We start from the raw sequence: 18,587 nt of genomic DNA, 5'->3' as shown, positions 1-18,587 counted from the left end.
CGAGCGGGGCGACGAGCCCCTGCATGGCGGTCAGGTGTGGTAGGTCACCTTCACCTCCTTGAAGCCGAGGGAGTGCAGCAGCCCCTGGAGCATGTCGGTGGTGTTGGTCTCGGCGCGGGCGGTCAGTTCGCTCTCCGCCGCCGCCTCGGAGATGTGCTTGACCGCCAGCTTCTGCACGGCCTGCTCGCCGCTCGGGTTGTCCGAGAAGAGGTCGCCGAGGCGGTCGAAGAGGCCGCGCTGCTTGGAGACCGCGTAGGAGCGGTCGGGGTCCAGCGCCGGCTTGCCGAGCAGGGCGTGCGGCAGCCGGAGCGTGGCCGAGGTGCGGTCCTCGTCGACCGTCACGTCCTTGTCGCCGAGCTTGCCGAGGTCGACGTAGGCGTCCACGGTGCCCGCCCCGACGTACAGGGTCCGGGTGCCGCGGATCGCGTCGGGGAGGTACTTGGCGTCCTTCTCCAGGTCGACGACGACCTGGAAGTTGCCGGAGGCGGCGTCGTAACGGCTCATGTCCTGGATGGATTCCAGCAGGGCGGGGCCCGAGCGGTCATGGGTCTCGGTGCCGAAGAAGTCGCGCAGTCCCGGCAGCAGGCTCAGCCGGATCCCGGCGAACATCACCACGAGTACGACCACGACGGCGGTGAGCACCTTGGCCCAGCCGGGCATGCGCCGGGGGAGGCGCGTGGTGGGCTTGTCGGGCTTGATGGAAGTCGTCATGCGAACGGCCCTCCTTCCTGCTGTCCGGATGCCCGCCAATTGCCCCGTCAGACCGCGCTGTTGACAACCTGTGACAAGCGGGGGGACGGACCACCGGTCGCCCGGGCGGGCGGGCCGGAGTGTGCCGCGGGGCGGTCCCGGGGGCGCCGGGTGACGGCTCCGGCTCGCCGGCCCGGTGGCCTGCGGCCGTGGTGACGACGTCCGGTGCCGCGACCGGTGCGGTCGCGGCCGCTCCACCCGGTTGGCCGCTTCGAGCGGTCCGGGGCCCGGCGGCAGACGGCGACCGGTTTCCCCGGGGCCTGAGGGACTCCGAGTCGCTTCGAGTGGCCGGGCGGGACTCCCGCGCATTTCTGAGGGTGGGCAAAACGGACCCGGTCCGTAGCATGAGAGCTCCCGCCCCAGCCGGACATGATCAGCGAGGAGCCGATCGTGCGAGACATCTCCGTGTTCAGCGGCAGTGCCCACCCCGAGCTGGCCGCCGAGGTCTGTGCCCACCTCGGCGTGCCCCTGAGCCCCACCCGACTCAGCAGGTTCGCCAATGACTGCCTGGAGGTCCAGCTCCAGGCGAACTGCCGGGAACGGGATGTCTTCCTGGTCCAGCCCCTGGTCCGGCCCGTGCAGGAGCATCTCGTCGAGCTGCTGCTGATGTGCGACGCGGCCCGCGGGGCGTCGGCGGGCCGGATCACCGTCGTCATGCCGCACTACTCCTACGCCCGCTCCGACAAGAAGGACGCGCCCCGCATCTCCCTGGGCGGACGCCTGGTCGCGGACCTGATGGCGGCGGCCGGCGTCCATCGGGTGCTCACCATGACCCTGCACTCGCCCCAGGTGCACGGCTTCTTCTCGATGCCCGTGGACCACCTGCACGCCCACCGGGAGCTGGCCGCCCACTTCCGCCGCTACGACCTCACGCGCACCACCGTGGTCTCGCCCGACCTCGGCAACGCCAAGGAGGCCGCCGCCTTCGCCCGGATGATCGGCGCCCAGGTGGCGGCCGGCGCCAAACAGCGGTACGCCGACGACCGGGTCAGTATCAGCGCCGTGATCGGCGAGGTGGCCGGGCGGGACGTCATCGTCCTCGACGACGAGATCGCCAAGGGCAGTACGGTCCTGGAACTGCTCGACCGGTTGCGGGAGTCGGAGCCGAGGTCGATACGGGTGGCGTGCACGCACGGTCTGTTCGCGGCCGGTGCTCTGAAGCGGCTCAGCGAGCAGCCCGACGTGCTGGAGATCGTGTGCACCAACACGGTGCCGGTGCCCGCCGAGGAGTACACCGACAAGCTGCGGATCCTGTCCATCGCGCCCGCCCTCGCCGAGGCCGTGCGCCGTATTCACAACGGTGAGTCCGTCAGCGCCCTGTTCGACACGGCGCGCGGCCCATAGCCGGGGACCGGAACCAGGGGGCTCGGGGACTGGGGATCAGGGGGCCGCGGGAGGGACCGCGGGGGACGGGGCCGCGGGGGGACGGGCTGCTGGACCGGGGGCCAGGGGCCGGTGGCCGGGGGGCCGAGGTGACGGGAGGAGCGCTCGGAGCGCCGTCATAACGTGCCGGAGGTGGCCTCGGGCTGTTCCAGGGCCGCGTCCAGCGTCGTGGCGGGCGGCAGCAGCCGGTACAGCCCCGTGGCCCGCAGGATCCGCAGGGTGAGCCGATGCGTGCAGACGAGGTGCAGATGTCCGCCGTGGTCGAGGACGCGTCCGCGCGCGCGGTACAGCAGGCGCAGCCCGGAGCAGTCGAAGAACTCGATCCGGCTCAGGTCGATCACGATCCGGGGTGCCGGACCGCCGGTCGCGTCGTCGAGGAGCGGGGCGATCTCGGTCGCCGCGACGATGTCGATCTCGCCGCGGAACTCCAGCACCGTGTACCCCCGGTCCTCGCGGACGCGCAGATGTGGGGTGTCCGCTGCGGGTTTCTCCAGCACGACGACATCGCCTCCAACCCGCTCCACCGGTCGGGAGCCTCCAACGGGCGGGGAGCAGACAGCCGTTCCCCGCTCCAGCAAGTTACCCCCGATCGAGTGAATTCCAGCATGTTCGATTGACATATGTCTTCGAAATGCAACCGACTCGGCCGGAGTTTTTTCGCGCCGTGAGCGAAGGGGTGCGGTGAGTGCTACGACAGTGCGTGCCACGCCTTGGAGAGCGCTGTGCGCAACTGCTCCGTCTGGTGTGCGGTGAGTTCCCGCACCATGCGCTCCTCCAGCTCCCGCACCGGCCCGGCGTGCCGGTCCAGCAGTTCGCGCCCCGGTGCGGTGAGCAGGATCAGCAGCTCGCGCCGGTTGCGGGGATTGCGTTCGCGGCGGATGAGACCGCGCGTCTCCAGGGAGCGCACCAGGTCGGCGATGGACTGGGCGGTCACGAACGAGTCCCGGGCCAGCTGGGCGGCGGACAGGCCGTCGTGCCGTTCCAGCACGGTGAGCGCCGTGTACTGCAGGGCCGTGATCCCCGACGGCCTGACCAGCTCGTCCAGGTGGGATCGCACGACCAGCTCCACCTGTTTCACCATGTAGAGCAGGGACGGGGGCGCCTTGTGGGGCTGAGGTGCGGACGCTGCCTTGGTTGTCTGGGTGCCGGCCATGAGTCCGAGCGTAGACCATTGACAGGAAACCTGTCTGTAATGAGACTGCGGACCAACAGGAATCCTGTTTGTTGAAATCTTGGCGACGATGCTGAGGAGTGGCGATGACCACCTTCGAGATCGACCCCGGTCGGCTGTTCATCGGGGGACAGTGGCGCGAGGCCGCGGACGGAGCGCGGACCGAGGTGGTCGACCCGTCCCGGGGCACGGTCGTCACCACCGTGGCGGAGGCGGGTGCCACCGACGTCGACGCCGCCGTACAGGCCGCGCGCGCGGCCTTCGACGCCGGGCAGTGGTCCGCGCTGAGCGGCCGGGAGCGCGGCCGCGTCCTGCTCCGGGTGGCGGAACTGATCCGTGCGGAGGCCGACGAGATCGCCCGGCTGGAGAGCCTGGACGTCGGCAAGCCGATCACCCTGGCGCACGCGGTCGACGTCACGAACGCGGCCAACGACTACGAGTACTTCGCCTCCCTCGCCTTCTCCCTGGACGGCGCGACCCGCGACACCCCGATGAACGCCCTCGCCTACACCAAGCGGGGCCCGATCGGTGTGGTCGCCGCGATCACCCCGTTCAACTTCCCGCTGATCCTGGCCGGTTCGAAGATCGCCCCGGCGCTCGCCGCCGGCAACACGGTCGTCCACAAACCCGCCGACGAGACCCCGCTCAGCGCCCTGTACATGGCGGGACTGTTCCAGCGGGCCGGCGTCCCCGACGGCGTGGTCAACGTCGTCACCGGCGCCGGCCCGGTCGCCGGCGAGGCGCTGCTGCGGCACCCCGGCGTGGACAAGATCGCCTTCACCGGCTCCACCGCGGTCGGCCGGCACGCGGCGAGCGTCGCCGGCGAGAACCTCACGCCGGTGACCATGGAACTCGGCGGCAACGCGGCGCACATCGTCTTCGAGGACGCCGACCTGGAGAGGGCCGTCGGCGCGGTCATCAAGGGATTCGTCTTCAACACCGGCCAGTTCTGCATGGGCGGCCCGCGTCTGCTGGTGGCCCGCCCGGTCTACCGCACCCTGCTGAACATCCTCGCCGAGGCCGTCCCCGGGGTGCCGGTCGGCGACCCCCGGCAGGCGGAGACCGTCGTCGGCCCGATGGCCGGGGAGAAGCATCTGCGCAAGGTCGAGGAGTACGTCGAACTGGCCCGCAAGGAGGGTGCCCGCATCGTCTGCGGCGGCGAACGGCTCAACCTCGACGGCGGCTACTACTACCGGCCCACCGTGATCGCCGACCTCGCGAACGACTCCCGCGTCGTCCAGGAGGAGATCTTCGGGCCGGTGCTCACCGTCCAGCCCTTCGACGACGAGGACGAGGCCGTCGCGCTGGCCAACTCCACGCCGTACGGCCTGGCTTCGGGCGTCCAGACCGGCAACCTGGCCCGCGCCCACCGGGTCGCCGACCGCCTCCAGGCAGGCATCGTCTGGGTCAACGACTGGGCGATGCTCGACCCGGCCGTCCCCTTCGGCGGTGTCAAGGACTCCGGCTTCGGCCGCGAGTACGGCCCCGAGGCGCTCAACGCGTACACCAAGGTCAAGTCCGTCGTCGTCTCGCTCGACTGAACGCGCCGCGAAGCACAGGGAGTCCGACCCATGTCCATCACCACACGCGCCGCCGTCGTCGAGTCCGGCGGCGCCCCCTTCACCCTGTCCGACGTCGTCCTCGACGACCCCGCCCCGCACGAGGCGGTCGTCCGTCTGGTGGCGGCCGGGCTGTGTCACACCGACCTCGGTGTGGCGAGCGGCGGGCTGCCCTTCCCGCTGCCCGGAGTCCTCGGTCACGAGGGCGCGGGCGTCGTGGAGTCGGTCGGCCCGGCCGTCACCGCAGTGGCGCCCGGCGACCACGTCGTGCTGTCCTTCACCTCCTGCGGCGACTGCGGCAACTGTCACGGCGGCCACCCGGCCTACTGCGCCACCTGGCTGCCGCTGAACCTCATCGGCGGCCGCCGCGCCGACGGCACCGGCACCATCAGCCGGGACGGCGAACCCCTCGGCGGCCACTTCTTCGGCCAGTCCTCCTTCGCCGAACGGGCCCTGGTCGACGAGCGCAGCCTCGTCAAGGTCGACCCCGGCGTACCGCTGGCGTCGATCGCCCCGCTGGGCTGCGGAGTCCAGACCGGCGTCGGCGCTGTCTGGAACGTGCTGAAGCCGGCCACCGGCAGCACGATCGTCGTCCTCGGTGCGGGCGCCGTCGGCCTGTCGGCGGTCATGGCGGCCGCCCTCACCCCGGCCACCACGATCATCGCGGTCGACCGGGTCGCCGAACGCCTCCAGCTGGCCAAGGAGTTGGGCGCCACGCACACCGTCGACGCGGGCGGGACCCCGCTGGGCGAGGCCGTCGCGGAGATCACCGGCGGCCGGGGCGCCGACGGCATCGTGGAGACCACGGGCAACACGGCCGTGCTGCGCCGGGGTGTCGACGCGCTCGCCGCCCGCGGCACCCTCGTCGTCGTGGGCGCACCGCCCTTCGGCAGTGAGGTCGCCCTCGACGTCAACGGGCTGCTGGGCGGCAAGCGGGTCGTCGGACTCACCCTCGGCGACAGCGAGACGCAGTCCTTCATCCCGGCCCTGGTCGAGCTGGTGAAGGAGGGGCGGCTCCCGCTGGACCGCCTGATCGGCACCTATCCGTTCGCGGACATCGACCGGGCGGTGCGGGACATGACCGCGGGCCGGACCATCAAGCCCGTGCTCATCTTCTGACGGCCTCTCAGTCGACCGTCAGGACCAGCTTCCCGGTGGTCCGGCCGGTGTCGCCGAGCGTGTGCGCCTCGGCGGCACCGGCCAGCGGGTAGGTCCCCGCGATCGTGGCGCGCAGCTTCCCCGCCTCGACCAGCTCGGCGATCGTCCGCATCCCGGCCCGGTCGGCGTCCACGAGCATCCGCAGCGCCCGGACGCCGAGCCGCTCCGCCTCCTCGTAGAACTCGTTCGACCCCACCGGCAGGATCGACACCACGATCCCGCCCGGCCGCAGCACGCGCAGGGACCGCACGGAGGTGTCCCCGCCCAGCGTGTCCAGGACCACGTCGACGTCCTTCACGGCCTCGGCGAAGTCGTTCTCCCGGTAGTCGATCACCTCGTCGGCGCCGAGCTCCCGCAGGAAGTCGTGCTTGCCCGCGCTGGCCGTGCCGATCACGTACGCGCCGCGCGCCTTGGCGATCTGCACGGCGACATGGCCCACGCCGCCCGCGGCCGCGTGGATCAGTACCCGCTGTCCTGCCTCGAGGCCGGCGTTCTCCACGAGGGCCTGCCAGGCGGTCAGCGAGACCAGCGGCAGCGCGGCAGCCTGGACGTGGTCGATCCCGGCCGGCTTGTGCCACAGGGCGCGGACCGGGGCGATGGCGTACTCGGCGTGCGAGCCGTGGCCGAAGGGGTACGGCAGCATGCCGAAGACCTCGTCGCCCGGCCGGAAGGCGGCCACGCCGATGCCGACCGCCTCGACGGTCCCGGAGAGGTCCCAGCCCAGGACGAAGGGCGGTTCGCCCAGGAATCCGCCCGTAGCGCGGTGCTTCCAGTCGGTCGGGTTGACGCCGGCGGCGCGCACCCGGACCAGCACCTGGTTCGGTCGCGGCGCGGGCAGCTCCACTACTTGTTCCTCGAGGACCTCGGGACCGCCGAGGACGTTCTGGCCGATGACGCGCATGGTGTTCACAGTGCTCATGGTGAACCAGCCTGCCGGGCCGCGCCCGAGCGGGAAATGGCAAGATTGCCAAGCCTCGATAAGATCGTGCCATGCAGGCACAGCAGCGCAAGCACCGGGTGGTCGTCCTCGCCCTCGACGGCGTCTATCCCTTCGAACTCGGCATCCCGAGCCGGATCCTCGGCGCGGCCGACGGTCACTACGAGACCTTGACCTGCTCGGTCGACGGCGGTCCCGTGCACACCAACGCCGACTTCACGATCGGCGTGCAGCACGGCCCGGAGGTGCTGGCCACGGCCGACACGGTGGTCGTCGCTCCGGTGGCGTCCGACCGGATCACCGCCGAACTGCCGGAGGGGGTCGCCGAGGCGCTCGCCCTGATCCGTCCCGACGCGCGCATCGTCTCCATCTGCACCGCCGCGTTCGTCCTCGCCGCCGCGGGTCTCCTCGACGGCCGCCGGGCCACCACCCACTGGCAGGTCGCCGAGGCGTTCGGCCGGATGTACCCGCAGGTCGACCTCGACCCGGACGTCCTCTTCGTGGACGACGGCCTTGTGCTGACCTCGGCGGGCGCCGCCTCCGGGGTCGACATCTGTCTGCATCTCGTCCGCAAGGACCACGGCAGCGAACTCGCCAACAAGGTGGCCCGCCGCTGCGTGGTCCCGCCGTTCCGCGACGGCGGCCAGGCGCAGTACATCGAACAGCCCGTTCCCGAGACCGGCCCGGCGAGCACCGCGGCCACCCGCGCCTGGGCCCTGGGGCGTCTCGACGAGTCCCTCGCCCTCGCCGACCTCGCCACGCACGCCAGGATGAGCCCGCGCACCTTCGCCCGCCGTTTCCACGACGAGGTGGGCATCAGTCCCGGCCGCTGGCTGATCCAGCAGCGCGTGGTGCACGCCCGGCACCTGCTGGAGGCCAGCGATCTCTCCGTCGACCAGATCGCGGGCCGGGTCGGCTTCGCCACCGGCGCCTCGCTGCGCCAGCATCTGCACGCGGCCATCGGGGTCTCCCCCCAGGCGTACCGCAGGACGTTCCAGACGGCCCGCTGAACGTTCCGGATCGCTGCCGCGTCACAGGAGCGGGCGCGAACGGGCGACCAGGGGACGGGAAGCGGGGGGCGGGTATGCGCGCACGGTTCGTGGCGTCGGGGCTGCTGGTGGTACTGGCGGCCGTGGGATGCGGTGCCGGGGACGAGGCGGACGTGGTCGTCGAGGGAACGCCACCGGCGACGCCGTACGCCGGTCCGCTGGACATCGCCACGAAGGAGCTGGACGAGAGCACACCGGAGGCCTTGCGCACGGTGTCCGGCGCCGCGGGGCGGGCGCTGGAGTGCGACGGGGAGATCTCCTCGGGCGGCGGGCCGGACGGTTGGAGCGAGCGCGACGGCGGTGACACCCCGGAGGAGGGACTGCGGCTCTACTTCGACCTGTTCGAGCCGACGGGTCCGCGCTCCGGCTTCCGCGTGGAGCGCGAGGAGGCGGACCGGGTGCTGTTCTCGTACGACGTTTCCGGGCGGACGAAGGTCGCGGTCGTCGTCGCGCGGGACCAGAAGGAGCGGCCGGGCTGGGGTCCGGAGACCGACGCCTCCTGCGATCCGGCCGAACTTCCCGCGAGCGTCACCGACTCCGGCGGCGAGGAGATCTGGACCGACCGGCACGGTGCGCGGGTCGCGACCACGACCCTGAGCAGCTACCCCGGTGCCGAGCACTGCGACTGGCAGACGGCGCACTTCCTGGGGATGGGCCGCGGCGAGGACTACCGGCAGTACGTCCGCGACCCCGACGGCGTGATCGGCGAGGACCTGCTGACCTCGCCGTACGACGGTGACGCCGTGCTGCCCGCCGACGCGCACGACACCGGCTACCGCTACGGCGACCGGCGGTTGTGGCTGACGGACGACGCCTCGACGGCGTACATCCGCACCTCCGACGGCGTCGAGGCGTGGCCCCGGGCGAAGGACGCGGTGGCGTGCAGATGACCGCCGGTCAGCGGCTCGCGTGCAGGGCGACCAGCAACTGCCACACCTGGTCGGCGATCTCGCCGGGGGTGCCCTCCAGGTCGCCGTGCAGCCAGTCCGCCAGCACCCCCGCGAAGGTCGCGGCGACGGCCGAGGCGACCAGGGGCGCGTCGGCCGCACCCGCCCGTTCCCGCTCCCGCAGGCTGTAGGCCCGCAGGTCCCGGTGCAGCACGCGGCCGAGCGGCCCGCCGCCGCCCGGCGCGAGCAGGGTGCGGTACAGCGCGGCGTGCGGTGTCAGCGAGCCGAAGAACTCCGGCAGCGCGGCCGGCGCCCGTACCGGGTCGGGCCGGCCCTGCCAGGCGTGCAGTGCCTCCACGGCCTCGCGCACGACGTCCGCGCAGGTGTCGACCGCGAGCGCCTCCAGGTCGGGATAGTGCACGTAGAAGGTGGCCCGGCCGACCCCGGCGCGCCGCACCAGCGCGGCGACGCCGACCTCCTCCAGCGGCCGCTCGGCGCATTCCTCGAGCAGCGCCGCACGCAGCCTCGCCCGGGTGCGGGCCGCGCGCGGGTCCTCGGGCTCGCCGCGGGTCACTGCGCGATCAGGACGGCGGCCAGGGCGAGCGCGCCGGGCAGGGCCTGGGCGACCAGGATCCGGCGGTTCGCCGTGGCCGCGCCGTACACGCCGGCCACGATCACACAGGACAGGAAGAACACCTGCGCCCGGAATCCGGTCGGGTCGGCAGCGATCAGCCCCCACACCAGGCCGGCCGCGAGAAAGCCGTTGTAGAGCCCCTGGTTGGCGGCCAGCGCGGCGGTCCGCTTCGCCATCTCGGCGTCCAGGCCGTGGAACGACATCCCCGGCTTCTTCTGCCACAGGAACATCTCCATCACCAGGATGTAGAGATGCAGTGCGGCCACCAGAACGACCAGCACGTTCGCCAGGATCTCCATGGTCTCCCTCAATTTCTTGGACAGGTGTCCACTATAGCGGGACACCTGTCCAGGAAGTCCAGTCGCGGTAGGGACGCGTGCGGCCTCGGAGGGCGGACCTCTTGGTGCGAACCGGGCGGTTACGGCCACACTGAAACCATGACGCCAGCACCCGTTCGCTCCGCGAAGCAGCGCAAGCTCGACACCCTCCACCGGCTGGAACACGACGTCGACGCCTGGGTCGCCACGGCCGCCGAGGGCGGTGCGGCCCCCTATCTGGTCCCCCTGTCCTTCGTCTGGGACGGCGCGACCCTGCTCTTCGCCACGCCCGCCACCAGCCCCACCGGCCGCAACCTGGTGGCCACCGGTGTCGCGCGCATCGCCGTCGGCCCCACCCAGGACGTCGTGATGATCGAGGGCACCGCCGCGGCCGTGCCGCCCGTCGAACTGCCGGAGGAGGATGCCGAGATCTTCGCGGGCAAGACCGGCTTCGACCCGCGCGAACTGGCCGCGCCCTACCTGTACTTCCGAGTGCTCCCCGGCCGGATCCAGGCCTGGCGGGCGGCCGACGAGATCCGGGGGCGGGAGCTGATGCGGGACGGGGCATGGCTGGTGGCCGACTGAAACGGGGGTATCCGCAAGGTCCGGGGACGGGATCGGCCCGCCCCGGTCCGGATCTCGCGGAGGAGACAACGACATGGCATTGGTGAAAGCGGGCGTCGTGGTGCTCGACTGTGCCGAGCCCGAGAAGCTCGCCGAGTTCTACAAGGGGCTGCTGGACGCCGAGGAGATCGTCGCGTCCGCCAACCGGGTGGAGATCAGGGGCGAGGACGGGACCCGCCTGGCCTTCCGGCGGGACGTGAACGCGACCCCGCCGAGCTGGCCCCGCCCCGAGGACTCGTTTCAGGCCCACCTGGACTTCCTCGTCGACGACCTCGACGAGGTGGAGCGCAGGGTCGTGGGTCTGGGGGGCCGCCCCCTGGAGACCAGGGGTGCCCCCGGTCCGCACGAGGAGCGCGGCTACTCCGACCCGTCCGGCCACTCCTTCACCATCCGCCTCGAACCCCCCACGGCGCCGAAGCAGGGCTGAAGCCGGGTACGGAAGCGGCCCGGCACTCACCCGGGCCGCACCCACCGGGGCCGCCCCCGCCCGGCCGGCGCCGGGCAGGGGGCCGGGCCCGGACCGGGCCCGGCGGTGGCCCCACGGAGCCCGCAGGGGCGCCGCGTGGTCACCGCCGGCTCCCGGAGTTCCCGGGCGGGCCGCTCAGTCCCGGCCGCCCTTGTCCTGGGCCGGCCACACTCCCGTGGACCGTTCGATCGCCTTGGCGCCGGTGCGGTCCGCGGCGCTGCGGACCGCCGCGAAGATCGCGCCCTGGACTGCCGCGGCCAGCAGGATCTCGCCCCAGCCGCGGTCCCGGTCCAGGGCGTCCGGAGCGTCGTCCTCGTGTCGGATCACCTTCCACGCCTTGCGGAACGCGAGTCCCGCCAGGGCGCCGCTCGCCCAGCTCAGCGCGAATCCGACGGGCTTGTAGGCAAGGGGGAGCTTCCTCTTCTTCTTGGCCACGTGTGTCTCACTCCTTCTTCCGGTGCTGCGTGGATGGGGGTCTCAGGGCCGTCCCCGCGCCGGAACCGCTTCGCCGGCGCGGACCGGACCGGGCGGTGTCCCGGTGCCGGATAGACGGCGTCGAAACGCACGAGTGTGGTGAACAGCCGGAAGTCCGCCTCGGTGATCGTGTCGCCCACCAGGTAGCGCTGCCCGGCCAGCCGTGACGCCAGCAGCTCCAGCCGCCGGAACACACCCGCGCACGCCTCCTCGTACGCGCCCTGCTCACTGGCGAAACCCGCCCGGTACACCCCGTTGTCGACGTCCTCGTACACGTCGGCCATGACCGAGTCGATCTCGTCGCGCAGCAGGTCGGGGTAGAGGTCGGGGGCGCCGGCCAGCTCGCCGCTGGGCACGTCCACGACGGCCGGCACGGCTGACCACCAGACGGTAGCGGCCCTCCGCCACGGGCCGGCCGTCGCGGCCGTCCGCGGTGATCCGGTCGGTGAAGTGACTCTTCGACCGCCGGAACGCCTGGTGGCCGTACGCGCTGTTGCCGTGGCCCCCGCCGCTCATGGTGCCTCCTGCCGTCGTCGTGTCCTGTCGTGCGTGTCGTGTTCGCGTGTATGTCCTGCTGAACGCGTTCCCCGATTTCCGCCGACGGCACGGTATGAGCTCGACCCGCCCGGGCAGTCGGCGAAGGTGACAAGGACACCTTCAGAGCGCCGCACCGCACGGACCGCCGAATCGAACGCCGACCGCAAGACCCGCGTCACCGTCCTGGTGGCGCTCGCCGCCAACCTGGTGATCGCCGTCGCCAAGGCGGTGGGCGGCCTGTTCGCGGGCTCGCCCGCACTGCTGTCGGAGGCGGCGCACTCCGTGGCCGACAGCCTGAACGAGGTCTTCCTCCTCGCCGCGCTGCGCCGCAGCCGACGCCCGGCCGACGCCCGGCACCCCTTCGGATACGGCAAGGAACGGTTCTTCTGGTCACTGCTGGCCGCCGTGGGGATCTTCGTCATGGGCGGCTGTTTCTCCTTCTTCCAGGGCGTCGAGGCTCTCCGGTCGGGCGTCGACGAGAAGTTCAGCGGCTATGTGGTGGGCCTGATCGTGCTCGGCGTCGCCTTCCTCGCCGAGGGCGCCTCGCTGCTGCGGGCCCTGCACCAGGTCCACAAGCAGGGCGGCGGTGTGGCGGGTATGCGCGACCCGGCCCTGCGCACGGTCGTCGCGGAGGACGGCACCGCCGTGCTCGGCGTCACCCTGGCCGCGATCGGCATGGTCCTGCACATGGTGACCGGGCAGGTCGTGTGGGAGGCCTCCGCCTCGCTGGCGATCGGCGCGCTGCTCGTCTACGTCGCCTACCGGCTCGGGCGCGAGGCCCGCGACCAGCTCATCGGCGAGGCCGCCGACCCCGAGACCGGGGCGCGGATCCGCGCGCTGCTCGACGCCCAGCCCGAGATCGACAGCGTGGAAGCGCTGTTCACGATGAAGATGGGCCTGGACGCGGCCCTGGTGGCGGCCCGCGTCGACCTCATGCCGGGCCTGGACAGCGAGCGGGTCGAGGAGGTCGCCGTACGCATCAAGCGCTCGATCGCGGCGACGGTGCCCGAGGCGGGCCAGGTCTTCCTCGATGTGACCGACCGGGGCGCGCGCGAGGCAGCGGAAAGCCCCGCCGCGACGGGGGAACGCGGCGGGGCCTGACAGTCGGGTGCCCGGTGGGAGCACCGTCATGCCTGTCCGCGACAGATTTTTCTACGCGCCGCTCGAGGAACCCTCGAACGGCGCTCGAACGATCCCCACAGGGACACCTTTCCCGGCAGGGACACCTTCCCCCGCAGGGACACCTTCCGTGCCCGGACGGAGGCCGTCGTCTCAGCTGCCGGCGGCGGCCTCCACGACGAACACCGGGATCTCCCGGTCCGTCTTCTCCTGGTAGTCGGCGTACGGCGGGAACGCGGCGACGGCGCGCTCCCACCACTCGGCCTTCTCCGTGCCGGTGACCTCACGGGCCGTCATGTCCTGCTTGTGCGGTCCGTCCTGGAGCTCCACCTGCGCATCCGCCTTGACGTTGAAGTACCAGACCGGGTGCTTCGGGGCCCCGCCCAGCGAGGCGACCAGGGCGTACCGGCCGTCGTGTTCCACCCGCATCAACGGCGTCTTGCGGAGCTTCCCGCTCTTCGCGCCCCGGGTCGTCAGCAGGATGACGGGCATTCCGGTGTCCCGCAGTGTCGTCGCCTCGGTGCCGCCGGAGCGCTCGTACTGCTCCACCTGTTCGCGCACCCACTGCGTCGGGCTGGCTTCGTACTCGCCTTCGAGAGGCATGGCATCCGTCCCCTTCGTCATCGCGCCGCGTCGTTCGCGTCACGTACGTCCCACTCGCAACTCGGTCCAACACCGGTGGCCGCGAGATTCATCCGCCCGGGGGCCGCCCGCGTCGCCACCCGGTCAACCACCCGGTCAACCACCTAGGTCACCATCCGCACGGCCAGCACCGTCATCACCGAGCTCGACACGAGCGCCGTCACCAGCCGCCCCCGGTGACCGGTCAGCACCCGGCCCAGCAGCGCGCCGCCCCCGGCGAGCGACACCTGCCAGCTCGCGGACGCGAGGAAGGCCGCCAGCACGAACACGCCCTGTTCCAGGGGCCGTACGGACTCGGTGGTGCCGGTGCCGAGCACCAGCGCGGCGAAGTAGATCACGGTCGTCGGGTTGAGGAGGGTGATGCCGAACAGACTCAGACAGGCCCGGGCCGGGCTCGGCGGCGGGGGAGCGGACCGGGTGCTGAGCCGCCGGGCCCGGTACTGGCGTACGGCCGTCGCCGCGCCGCGCGCCGCCAGCGCCAGCAGGACCAGCGCCGAAGCCCAGCGCAACGGCGTCAGCACCGGCCGCAGCACGGCGGCGACGGCGGCGCCCCCGACCGTGGCGACCAGGGCGTAGAGGCCGTCCGCGAGGGCGACGCCGAGCGCGGCGCACACACCGGTGCGCAGGGAGGTGCGGGCGGTGAGGGAGACGAGGTAGGTCGCGACCGCGCCGACGGGTACGGCGATGCCGTAGCCCGCGACCAGGCCCGCGACGAGCGCGGCCGTCACGGTCGCGCGGTATCGGGCCTCCGGGGACGGCCGGGCTGCTGCCGGCTGCGCGCCGCGAGAGCGGTGGCGGACATCGGCGGCAGGAGGGCTTCGCATGTGGACATGGCCGGATCCTGCGGGTGAGGGCCGGGTGGCGGCAACCGGTTTTCCCGCCGCCGTCCCAAGAATGACGCTTCGGAACGATCGGTTCCGGCCGAATCGCCCCATTGGTCGATCTGGCCGAACTGCGCGTCGCCCCATAGATGCCCGGGGCATCTAATGAAGATCGGCATGACGCACTCTTCGTCTGCGAGGTCACCCATGACGGACACGACGGACACGACGGACCGGAAGAACGCCACGGACCGGATGAACGCGATGGACCGGAAGAACGCGATGGACCGGATGAACGCGACGCATGCATCGGATCCGGCGGAGGGGCGGTCCGGCCCGGCTCCCGTCGCCTACCCCCAGGACCGCACCTGCCCCTACCGGCCGCCCGCCGCCTACGACCCCCTGCGCGACTCCCGTCCGCTGGCCCGCGTCACCCTCTACGACGGCCGGCTCGTCTGGCTGGTCACCGGGCACGAGACGGCCCGTGCCCTGCTCGCCGACCCCCGCCTGTCGACCGACCGCACCCGCCCCGGTTACCCGGCGACCTCGCCCCGCTTCGTGGCGCTGCGCGACCGCCGCTCCGCCCTGCTCAACGTCGACGACCCGGAGCACCACGTCCAGCGCCGACTGCTGGTCGCGAGCTTCACCCTCAAACGCGCCACCGCCCTGCGCCCGGCCATCCAGCGGATCGTCGACGAGCGCATCGACGCGATGCTCGCGCAGGGACCGCCCGCGGAACTCGTGAACGCCTTCGCGCTGCCCGTGCCGTCCACGGTGATCTGCGAACTGCTCGGCGTCCCGTACGCCGACCACGAGTTCTTCGAGGAGCAGTCGCGGCGGCTGCTGCGCAGCCGGGTGCCCGACGAGGTACGCGCGGCGCGCGACCGGCTCGACGCCTACCTCGGCGCGCTGATCGACCGGAAGCTGGCGGCGCCGTCCGGCGACGGCGTCCTCGACACGCTGGTCCACGAGCAGGTGCGCGCGGGCACGGTGGACCGGGAGGAGGCGATCGCGCTGGCCACGATCCTGCTGGTCGCGGGCCACGAGACGACCGCCAACATGATCTCGCTGGGGACCTACACCCTGCTCCGGCACCCCGAGCGGCTGGCCGAGCTGCGCGCCGCCCCGTCGCGGCTGCCGGCGGCCGTCGAGGAGCTGATGCGGATGCTGTCCATCGCGGACGGGCTGCTGCGCCAGGCCACCGAGGACATCGAGGTGGCCGGGACGACGATCCGGGCGGGGGAGGGCGTGGTCTTCGCGACCTCGGTCATCAACCGCGACGAGAACGCCTACGCCGAACCGGACACCCTCGACTGGCACCGCTCCGCCCGCCACCACGTGGCGTTCGGCTTCGGCATCCACCAGTGTCTCGGCCAGAACCTGGCCCGCGCGGAGCTGGAGATCGCCCTGGGCACCCTGCTGGCCCGGCTCCCCGGCCTGCGGTTGGCCGTGCCCGCCGACGAGGTCCGCTGGAAGCCCGGGGACACCATCCAGGGGATGCTGGAACTCCCCGTGACCTGGTAGGGGGCACCCGTGACGGACATTCACATCGACACGGACGTCTGTATCGGCGCCGGCCAGTGCGCCCTGGCCGCCCCGGGCGTCTTCACCCAGGACGACGACGGCTTCAGCACCCTCCTGCCCGGCCGGGAGGGCGGCGGTGACCCGATGGTGCGGGAGGCCGCACGGGCCTGCCCGGTCGGCGCGATCAAGGTGTCCGAGACGGCCGGGTGAGGCCTCGCCTGCCGTCGTGAGGTGATCAACTGCCGTAATTCCAGAGGCGGGTGCGGAGCACGGCGGCCGTCGGGCCGACCGTTCCCGCACCTGTATCCCTTTCAACTGTCCTATGTTGAACGGCATTCGTGTACATCCTGGGATGCGAGAACGCAACCCGAGGCGGACGATGGAAGGGGCGGGGTCCCTCTCCGGAGCGGCGTGTGTCGCCCGGGGAGACGGCGTGGGGCTGTCGGCCCCGGGGCCCCTCATCTGCGCGGCACCGGCCCCGCCCTGTCCCCTGTCGCTCCGGGGCCGGTCACTTCACGGAGGCACACCATGCCTGTGCTCTTCTTCGATATCGGGGCGACGTTGGCGGATGCCCGTCAGGAGGCCGACGGCTCGCTGACGCTGCTGCCCCGGCCGCGTGTCCTCGCCGTGCTCGACGCCTTCCGCGACGTACGCAAGGGCATCATCTCCAACCCGGGGCCCTCCGCGGCCGACGAGGAACGGGCCGCTTCGGCCCTGCGGGAGGCGTTCCCGGACCGTTTCACGGACCGGGCTCTCGTGCACTGGGGCGCCAAGGACAGCCGGGAGCCCTTCGACGGGGCGGTGGCCGGCACGGCGGGCGCGGGGACGCCTGCCTCGGCGGCCGGCGAGTGCGTCTTCGTGGGGGAGGACGCCCAGGAGCGCGCGTTCGCCCGGGAAGCCGGGATGCGCACGGCGGCCCACCCCGTGTTCACCGCCGCCGCCGTGGAGAACCGGCCCGTCCACTGGGTGCGGATCGTGCTGCCCGAGGGCCTGGGGCTGCCCGCGCTGGAGGGGGTCGCGAACGGGACCGAGGTCGTCCCCGTGCATGTCGCGTCGGCGCGGCTCGTGCTGGCCATGGCGAGCACGCTGGGCGCCGCGGTGCTCGAACAGGCCGGGTTCACGGTCGACTTGCGGGGACCGGTGGAGGAGACGGCGGCCTTCCTGATCCGCGACGACCGTCCGATCGCCGCCGCCCGGAACGCCGCGGACGCCGGGGACGGGGCGACGGCGCGCGCCACGGCGGCCTTCGGCCTCGCCGCCGACGGCCTCGCCGCGGCCGCCGACCCGCCGCTCCTCCCCCTGGGGCCCGCGCCGGGCGGCGTCTACCTCGCGGCGCCCGCCGGTGTTCCGGTGGAGGACGTGCACCTGCCGGGTGCGAAGCCGGGGCACACCGAACGGCTGCTGCCGGACCCGGCGCTGCTCTCCCGGCCCGGCGAGGCTCGGGCGGAAGGACTCGCCGGCCGCCCGGCGGAGGGCGGCGCGGAGCCGGACCCCGCCGCGACGGCGGCCATGGACGGTCACCCCTCCCCGGAGACCATCGCGGCGGTGCGCGCGGCCGTGACCCCCGAGGTACTGCGCGGCCATGTCGCGCGCCTCTCCGGTGTCGAGCCGTTGAGAGAGGGCGAGGGGCTGCTGGTACGCAGCCGGGACGCGTCCGCCGAGGACAACCCCCGAGTCGTCGAGGCGCTCGCGGACCGTTTCCAGGACCTCGATCTGCGCGTGCGGCTGCACCGGTTCCGGTGGCGGGGGAACCAGTTGTCCAACGTGGAGGCCGAGCACCGCGTCGCCGGGGCGGACTCCACGGTGCTCATCACCGCGCACCTGGATTCCACCGCTTCCAGCGGCGACTTCGTCGACGCGAACGGCGACCCCCGCCCCTACGACCCCGCCGTGGACCCCGCTCCCGGCGCCGACGACGACGGGAGCGGAACCGCCGCAGTCCTGGCCGCCGCCGAGTGCCTGCACGCGGTGCTCGCGGACGGCAGGGCACCCACCCGGAACGTGCGCTTCGTGCTCTTCAACGCCGAGGAACAGGGCCTGGTCGGCAGCAAGTTCTACGCCCGGGCCGCCGCCGCGGAGGGGGACCGGATCGCCGGCGTCTTCCAGATGGACATGATCGCGGGCCGCCGGCAGGGCAGCACCCCGACCGTGGAGATCCACGCCGGTTCCTCGGTGTCGGGCCCGGTCGTGAGCGCGTCCGACGCCCTGGGCGCCCTCGTCGCGCACACCGTCCCGGCCATCGACACCGGGGTGACGGTCCAGCAGCTCACGGGCCCCGCCGATCCGGCGATCGGGCGCAGCGACCACGCGAGCTTCCATGAGCGGGGCTGGGCGGCCGTCGCCGTCTCCGAGGACATCTTCGCCCTCGACGGCGGGCCCGGCACGGGTACCCGGCAGTACCACACCCAAGGAGACACCCTCCTCGACCAGGACCACAGCACGCGGTTCGCCGCCACGGTCGCCCGCTCCGTCACGGCGACCGCCCTGACCCTCGCGGGCCTGTGACCCGCAGGCCCGCCCCGACACGGGCCTCGC

20 protein-coding genes and 1 pseudogene are annotated in these 18,587 nt (G+C 72.6%); 11 read left to right on the top strand and 10 right to left on the bottom strand.

Annotation, left to right across the window (positions count from 1 at the left end; translation table 11 throughout):
* Positions 1-30 precede the first annotated feature (30 nt).
* Positions 31-711: a DUF4230 domain-containing protein gene (locus tag ABT070_RS08770; protein WP_351756708.1), complete on the bottom strand. Its 681-nt coding sequence runs from the start codon at positions 709-711 to the stop codon at positions 31-33.
* Between the two features lie 429 nt (positions 712-1,140).
* Between ABT070_RS08770 and ABT070_RS08765 the strand changes: the two genes are divergently transcribed.
* On the top strand, positions 1,141-2,094 hold the full coding sequence (locus tag ABT070_RS08765; protein ID WP_351756706.1) for a ribose-phosphate diphosphokinase: 954 nt from the start codon (positions 1,141-1,143) through the stop codon (positions 2,092-2,094).
* Between the two features lie 155 nt (positions 2,095-2,249).
* Here ABT070_RS08765 and ABT070_RS08760 read toward each other — a convergent pair whose 3' ends face one another.
* Together ABT070_RS08760 and ABT070_RS08755 are read right to left on the bottom strand one after the other, a co-directional pair.
* Complete coding sequence (locus ABT070_RS08760; protein WP_351756703.1) at positions 2,250-2,630, bottom strand: anti-sigma factor antagonist; 381 nt, start codon at positions 2,628-2,630, stop codon at positions 2,250-2,252.
* A gap of 191 nt (positions 2,631-2,821) precedes the next feature.
* Positions 2,822-3,286 carry a MarR family winged helix-turn-helix transcriptional regulator gene (locus tag ABT070_RS08755; protein ID WP_351756700.1) on the bottom strand — a complete coding sequence of 155 codons (465 nt, stop codon included), beginning with the start codon at positions 3,284-3,286 and terminating at the stop codon, positions 2,822-2,824.
* A 104-nt stretch (positions 3,287-3,390) separates the two neighbouring features.
* Between ABT070_RS08755 and ABT070_RS08750 the strand changes: the two genes are divergently transcribed.
* Both ABT070_RS08750 and ABT070_RS08745 read left to right on the top strand, forming a co-directional pair.
* A complete protein-coding gene (locus ABT070_RS08750; protein WP_351756698.1) occupies positions 3,391-4,845 on the top strand; it encodes an aldehyde dehydrogenase family protein in 1,455 nt (484 codons plus the stop codon).
* Between the two features lie 30 nt (positions 4,846-4,875).
* Positions 4,876-5,982 (top strand): NAD(P)-dependent alcohol dehydrogenase, encoded by a 1,107-nt coding sequence (locus ABT070_RS08745; protein ID WP_351756695.1) that lies wholly within the window; start codon positions 4,876-4,878, stop codon positions 5,980-5,982.
* 7 nt (positions 5,983-5,989) lie between these two features.
* Here the strand turns inward: ABT070_RS08745 and ABT070_RS08740 are convergent, their stop codons facing one another.
* Positions 5,990-6,940 carry an NADP-dependent oxidoreductase gene (locus tag ABT070_RS08740; protein ID WP_351756693.1) on the bottom strand — a complete coding sequence of 317 codons (951 nt, stop codon included), beginning with the start codon at positions 6,938-6,940 and terminating at the stop codon, positions 5,990-5,992.
* Between the two features lie 71 nt (positions 6,941-7,011).
* On the opposite strand from ABT070_RS08740, the gene ABT070_RS08735 reads away from it, so the two are divergent.
* Positions 7,012-7,968: a GlxA family transcriptional regulator gene (locus ABT070_RS08735; protein WP_351756690.1), complete on the top strand. Its 957-nt coding sequence runs from the start codon at positions 7,012-7,014 to the stop codon at positions 7,966-7,968.
* A gap of 74 nt (positions 7,969-8,042) precedes the next feature.
* Positions 8,043-8,897, top strand: a complete 855-nt coding sequence (locus tag ABT070_RS08730) for a hypothetical protein (RefSeq protein WP_351756687.1) — start codon at positions 8,043-8,045, stop codon at positions 8,895-8,897.
* A gap of 7 nt (positions 8,898-8,904) precedes the next feature.
* On the opposite strand, the gene ABT070_RS08725 is transcribed toward ABT070_RS08730, so the two are convergent.
* Both ABT070_RS08725 and ABT070_RS08720 read right to left on the bottom strand, forming a co-directional pair.
* Entirely contained in the window at positions 8,905-9,468 is a 564-nt protein-coding gene (locus tag ABT070_RS08725) for a TetR/AcrR family transcriptional regulator (protein WP_351756684.1), read from the bottom strand.
* Positions 9,465-9,827: a DUF1304 domain-containing protein gene (locus ABT070_RS08720; RefSeq protein ID WP_054241086.1), complete on the bottom strand. Its 363-nt coding sequence runs from the start codon at positions 9,825-9,827 to the stop codon at positions 9,465-9,467. The genes ABT070_RS08725 and ABT070_RS08720 overlap by 4 nt, the downstream gene beginning before the upstream one ends.
* Positions 9,828-9,965: 138 nt before the next feature.
* Between ABT070_RS08720 and ABT070_RS08715 the strand changes: the two genes are divergently transcribed.
* Together ABT070_RS08715 and ABT070_RS08710 are read left to right on the top strand one after the other, a co-directional pair.
* Positions 9,966-10,430 carry a pyridoxamine 5'-phosphate oxidase family protein gene (locus ABT070_RS08715; protein WP_351756681.1) on the top strand — a complete coding sequence of 155 codons (465 nt, stop codon included), beginning with the start codon at positions 9,966-9,968 and terminating at the stop codon, positions 10,428-10,430.
* 73 nt (positions 10,431-10,503) lie between these two features.
* Positions 10,504-10,896 (top strand): VOC family protein, encoded by a 393-nt coding sequence (locus ABT070_RS08710; protein ID WP_351756678.1) that lies wholly within the window; start codon positions 10,504-10,506, stop codon positions 10,894-10,896.
* Positions 10,897-11,070: 174 nt separating this feature from the next.
* Here ABT070_RS08710 and ABT070_RS08705 read toward each other — a convergent pair whose 3' ends face one another.
* Positions 11,071-11,370 carry a DUF4235 domain-containing protein gene (locus ABT070_RS08705; protein WP_351756675.1) on the bottom strand — a complete coding sequence of 100 codons (300 nt, stop codon included), beginning with the start codon at positions 11,368-11,370 and terminating at the stop codon, positions 11,071-11,073.
* 110 nt (positions 11,371-11,480) lie between these two features.
* Positions 11,481-11,925, bottom strand: a pseudogene (locus ABT070_RS08700) (glutathione S-transferase C-terminal domain-containing protein); the annotation flags it as partial.
* A 126-nt stretch (positions 11,926-12,051) separates the two neighbouring features.
* Here ABT070_RS08700 and ABT070_RS08695 point away from each other — a divergent pair.
* Entirely contained in the window at positions 12,052-13,047 is a 996-nt protein-coding gene (locus ABT070_RS08695) for a cation diffusion facilitator family transporter (RefSeq protein ID WP_351756673.1), read from the top strand.
* A 171-nt stretch (positions 13,048-13,218) separates the two neighbouring features.
* On the opposite strand, the gene ABT070_RS08690 is transcribed toward ABT070_RS08695, so the two are convergent.
* Together ABT070_RS08690 and ABT070_RS08685 are read right to left on the bottom strand one after the other, a co-directional pair.
* Positions 13,219-13,668: a nitroreductase family deazaflavin-dependent oxidoreductase gene (locus ABT070_RS08690; RefSeq protein WP_351756671.1), complete on the bottom strand. Its 450-nt coding sequence runs from the start codon at positions 13,666-13,668 to the stop codon at positions 13,219-13,221.
* A gap of 143 nt (positions 13,669-13,811) precedes the next feature.
* The gene (locus ABT070_RS08685) at positions 13,812-14,435 is read right to left on the bottom strand and encodes a LysE family transporter (RefSeq protein ID WP_351756668.1); all 624 of its coding nucleotides are present in this window, start codon (positions 14,433-14,435) and stop codon (positions 13,812-13,814) included.
* A 384-nt stretch (positions 14,436-14,819) separates the two neighbouring features.
* Here ABT070_RS08685 and ABT070_RS08680 point away from each other — a divergent pair, with 384 nt between their 5' ends.
* From ABT070_RS08680 to ABT070_RS08670, 3 genes are all read left to right on the top strand, one after another.
* Positions 14,820-16,052 carry a cytochrome P450 gene (locus ABT070_RS08680; RefSeq protein ID WP_351757346.1) on the top strand — a complete coding sequence of 411 codons (1,233 nt, stop codon included), beginning with the start codon at positions 14,820-14,822 and terminating at the stop codon, positions 16,050-16,052.
* 9 nt (positions 16,053-16,061) lie between these two features.
* A complete protein-coding gene (locus ABT070_RS08675) occupies positions 16,062-16,262 on the top strand; it encodes a ferredoxin (protein ID WP_351756665.1) in 201 nt (66 codons plus the stop codon).
* Positions 16,263-16,580: 318 nt separating this feature from the next.
* Complete coding sequence (locus ABT070_RS08670; RefSeq protein ID WP_351756663.1) at positions 16,581-18,557, top strand: M20/M25/M40 family metallo-hydrolase; 1,977 nt, start codon at positions 16,581-16,583, stop codon at positions 18,555-18,557.
* The last annotated feature ends 30 nt before the right edge of the window (positions 18,558-18,587 follow it).

The sequence above is a fragment of the Streptomyces sp. NPDC002884 genome (assembly GCF_040295245.1).
In the GTDB taxonomy this organism is placed as follows: Bacteria; Actinomycetota; Actinomycetes; order Streptomycetales; family Streptomycetaceae; genus Streptomyces.
This window is presented reverse-complemented; position numbering and strand designations above follow the sequence as displayed.

Excerpts from the sequence above, each read along its gene's own strand:
- ABT070_RS08715 (WP_351756681.1), top strand. The coding sequence starts at position 9,966 with ATGACGCCAGCACCCGTTCGCTCCGCGAAGCAGCGCAAGCTCGACACC.
- ABT070_RS08680 (WP_351757346.1), top strand. The coding sequence starts at position 14,820 with ATGAACGCGACGCATGCATCGGATCCGGCGGAGGGGCGGTCCGGCCCG.
- ABT070_RS08750 (WP_351756698.1), top strand. The coding sequence starts at position 3,391 with ATGACCACCTTCGAGATCGACCCCGGTCGGCTGTTCATCGGGGGACAG.
- ABT070_RS08755 (WP_351756700.1), bottom strand. The coding sequence starts at position 3,286 with ATGGCCGGCACCCAGACAACCAAGGCAGCGTCCGCACCTCAGCCCCAC.
- ABT070_RS08740 (WP_351756693.1), bottom strand. The coding sequence starts at position 6,940 with ATGAGCACTGTGAACACCATGCGCGTCATCGGCCAGAACGTCCTCGGC.
- ABT070_RS08770 (WP_351756708.1), bottom strand. The coding sequence starts at position 711 with ATGACGACTTCCATCAAGCCCGACAAGCCCACCACGCGCCTCCCCCGG.
- ABT070_RS08690 (WP_351756671.1), bottom strand. The coding sequence starts at position 13,668 with ATGCCTCTCGAAGGCGAGTACGAAGCCAGCCCGACGCAGTGGGTGCGC.
- ABT070_RS08735 (WP_351756690.1), top strand. The coding sequence starts at position 7,012 with ATGCAGGCACAGCAGCGCAAGCACCGGGTGGTCGTCCTCGCCCTCGAC.
- ABT070_RS08670 (WP_351756663.1), top strand. The coding sequence starts at position 16,581 with ATGCCTGTGCTCTTCTTCGATATCGGGGCGACGTTGGCGGATGCCCGT.
- ABT070_RS08730 (WP_351756687.1), top strand. The coding sequence starts at position 8,043 with ATGCGCGCACGGTTCGTGGCGTCGGGGCTGCTGGTGGTACTGGCGGCC.
- ABT070_RS08720 (WP_054241086.1), bottom strand. The coding sequence starts at position 9,827 with ATGGAGATCCTGGCGAACGTGCTGGTCGTTCTGGTGGCCGCACTGCAT.
- ABT070_RS08745 (WP_351756695.1), top strand. The coding sequence starts at position 4,876 with ATGTCCATCACCACACGCGCCGCCGTCGTCGAGTCCGGCGGCGCCCCC.
- ABT070_RS08710 (WP_351756678.1), top strand. The coding sequence starts at position 10,504 with ATGGCATTGGTGAAAGCGGGCGTCGTGGTGCTCGACTGTGCCGAGCCC.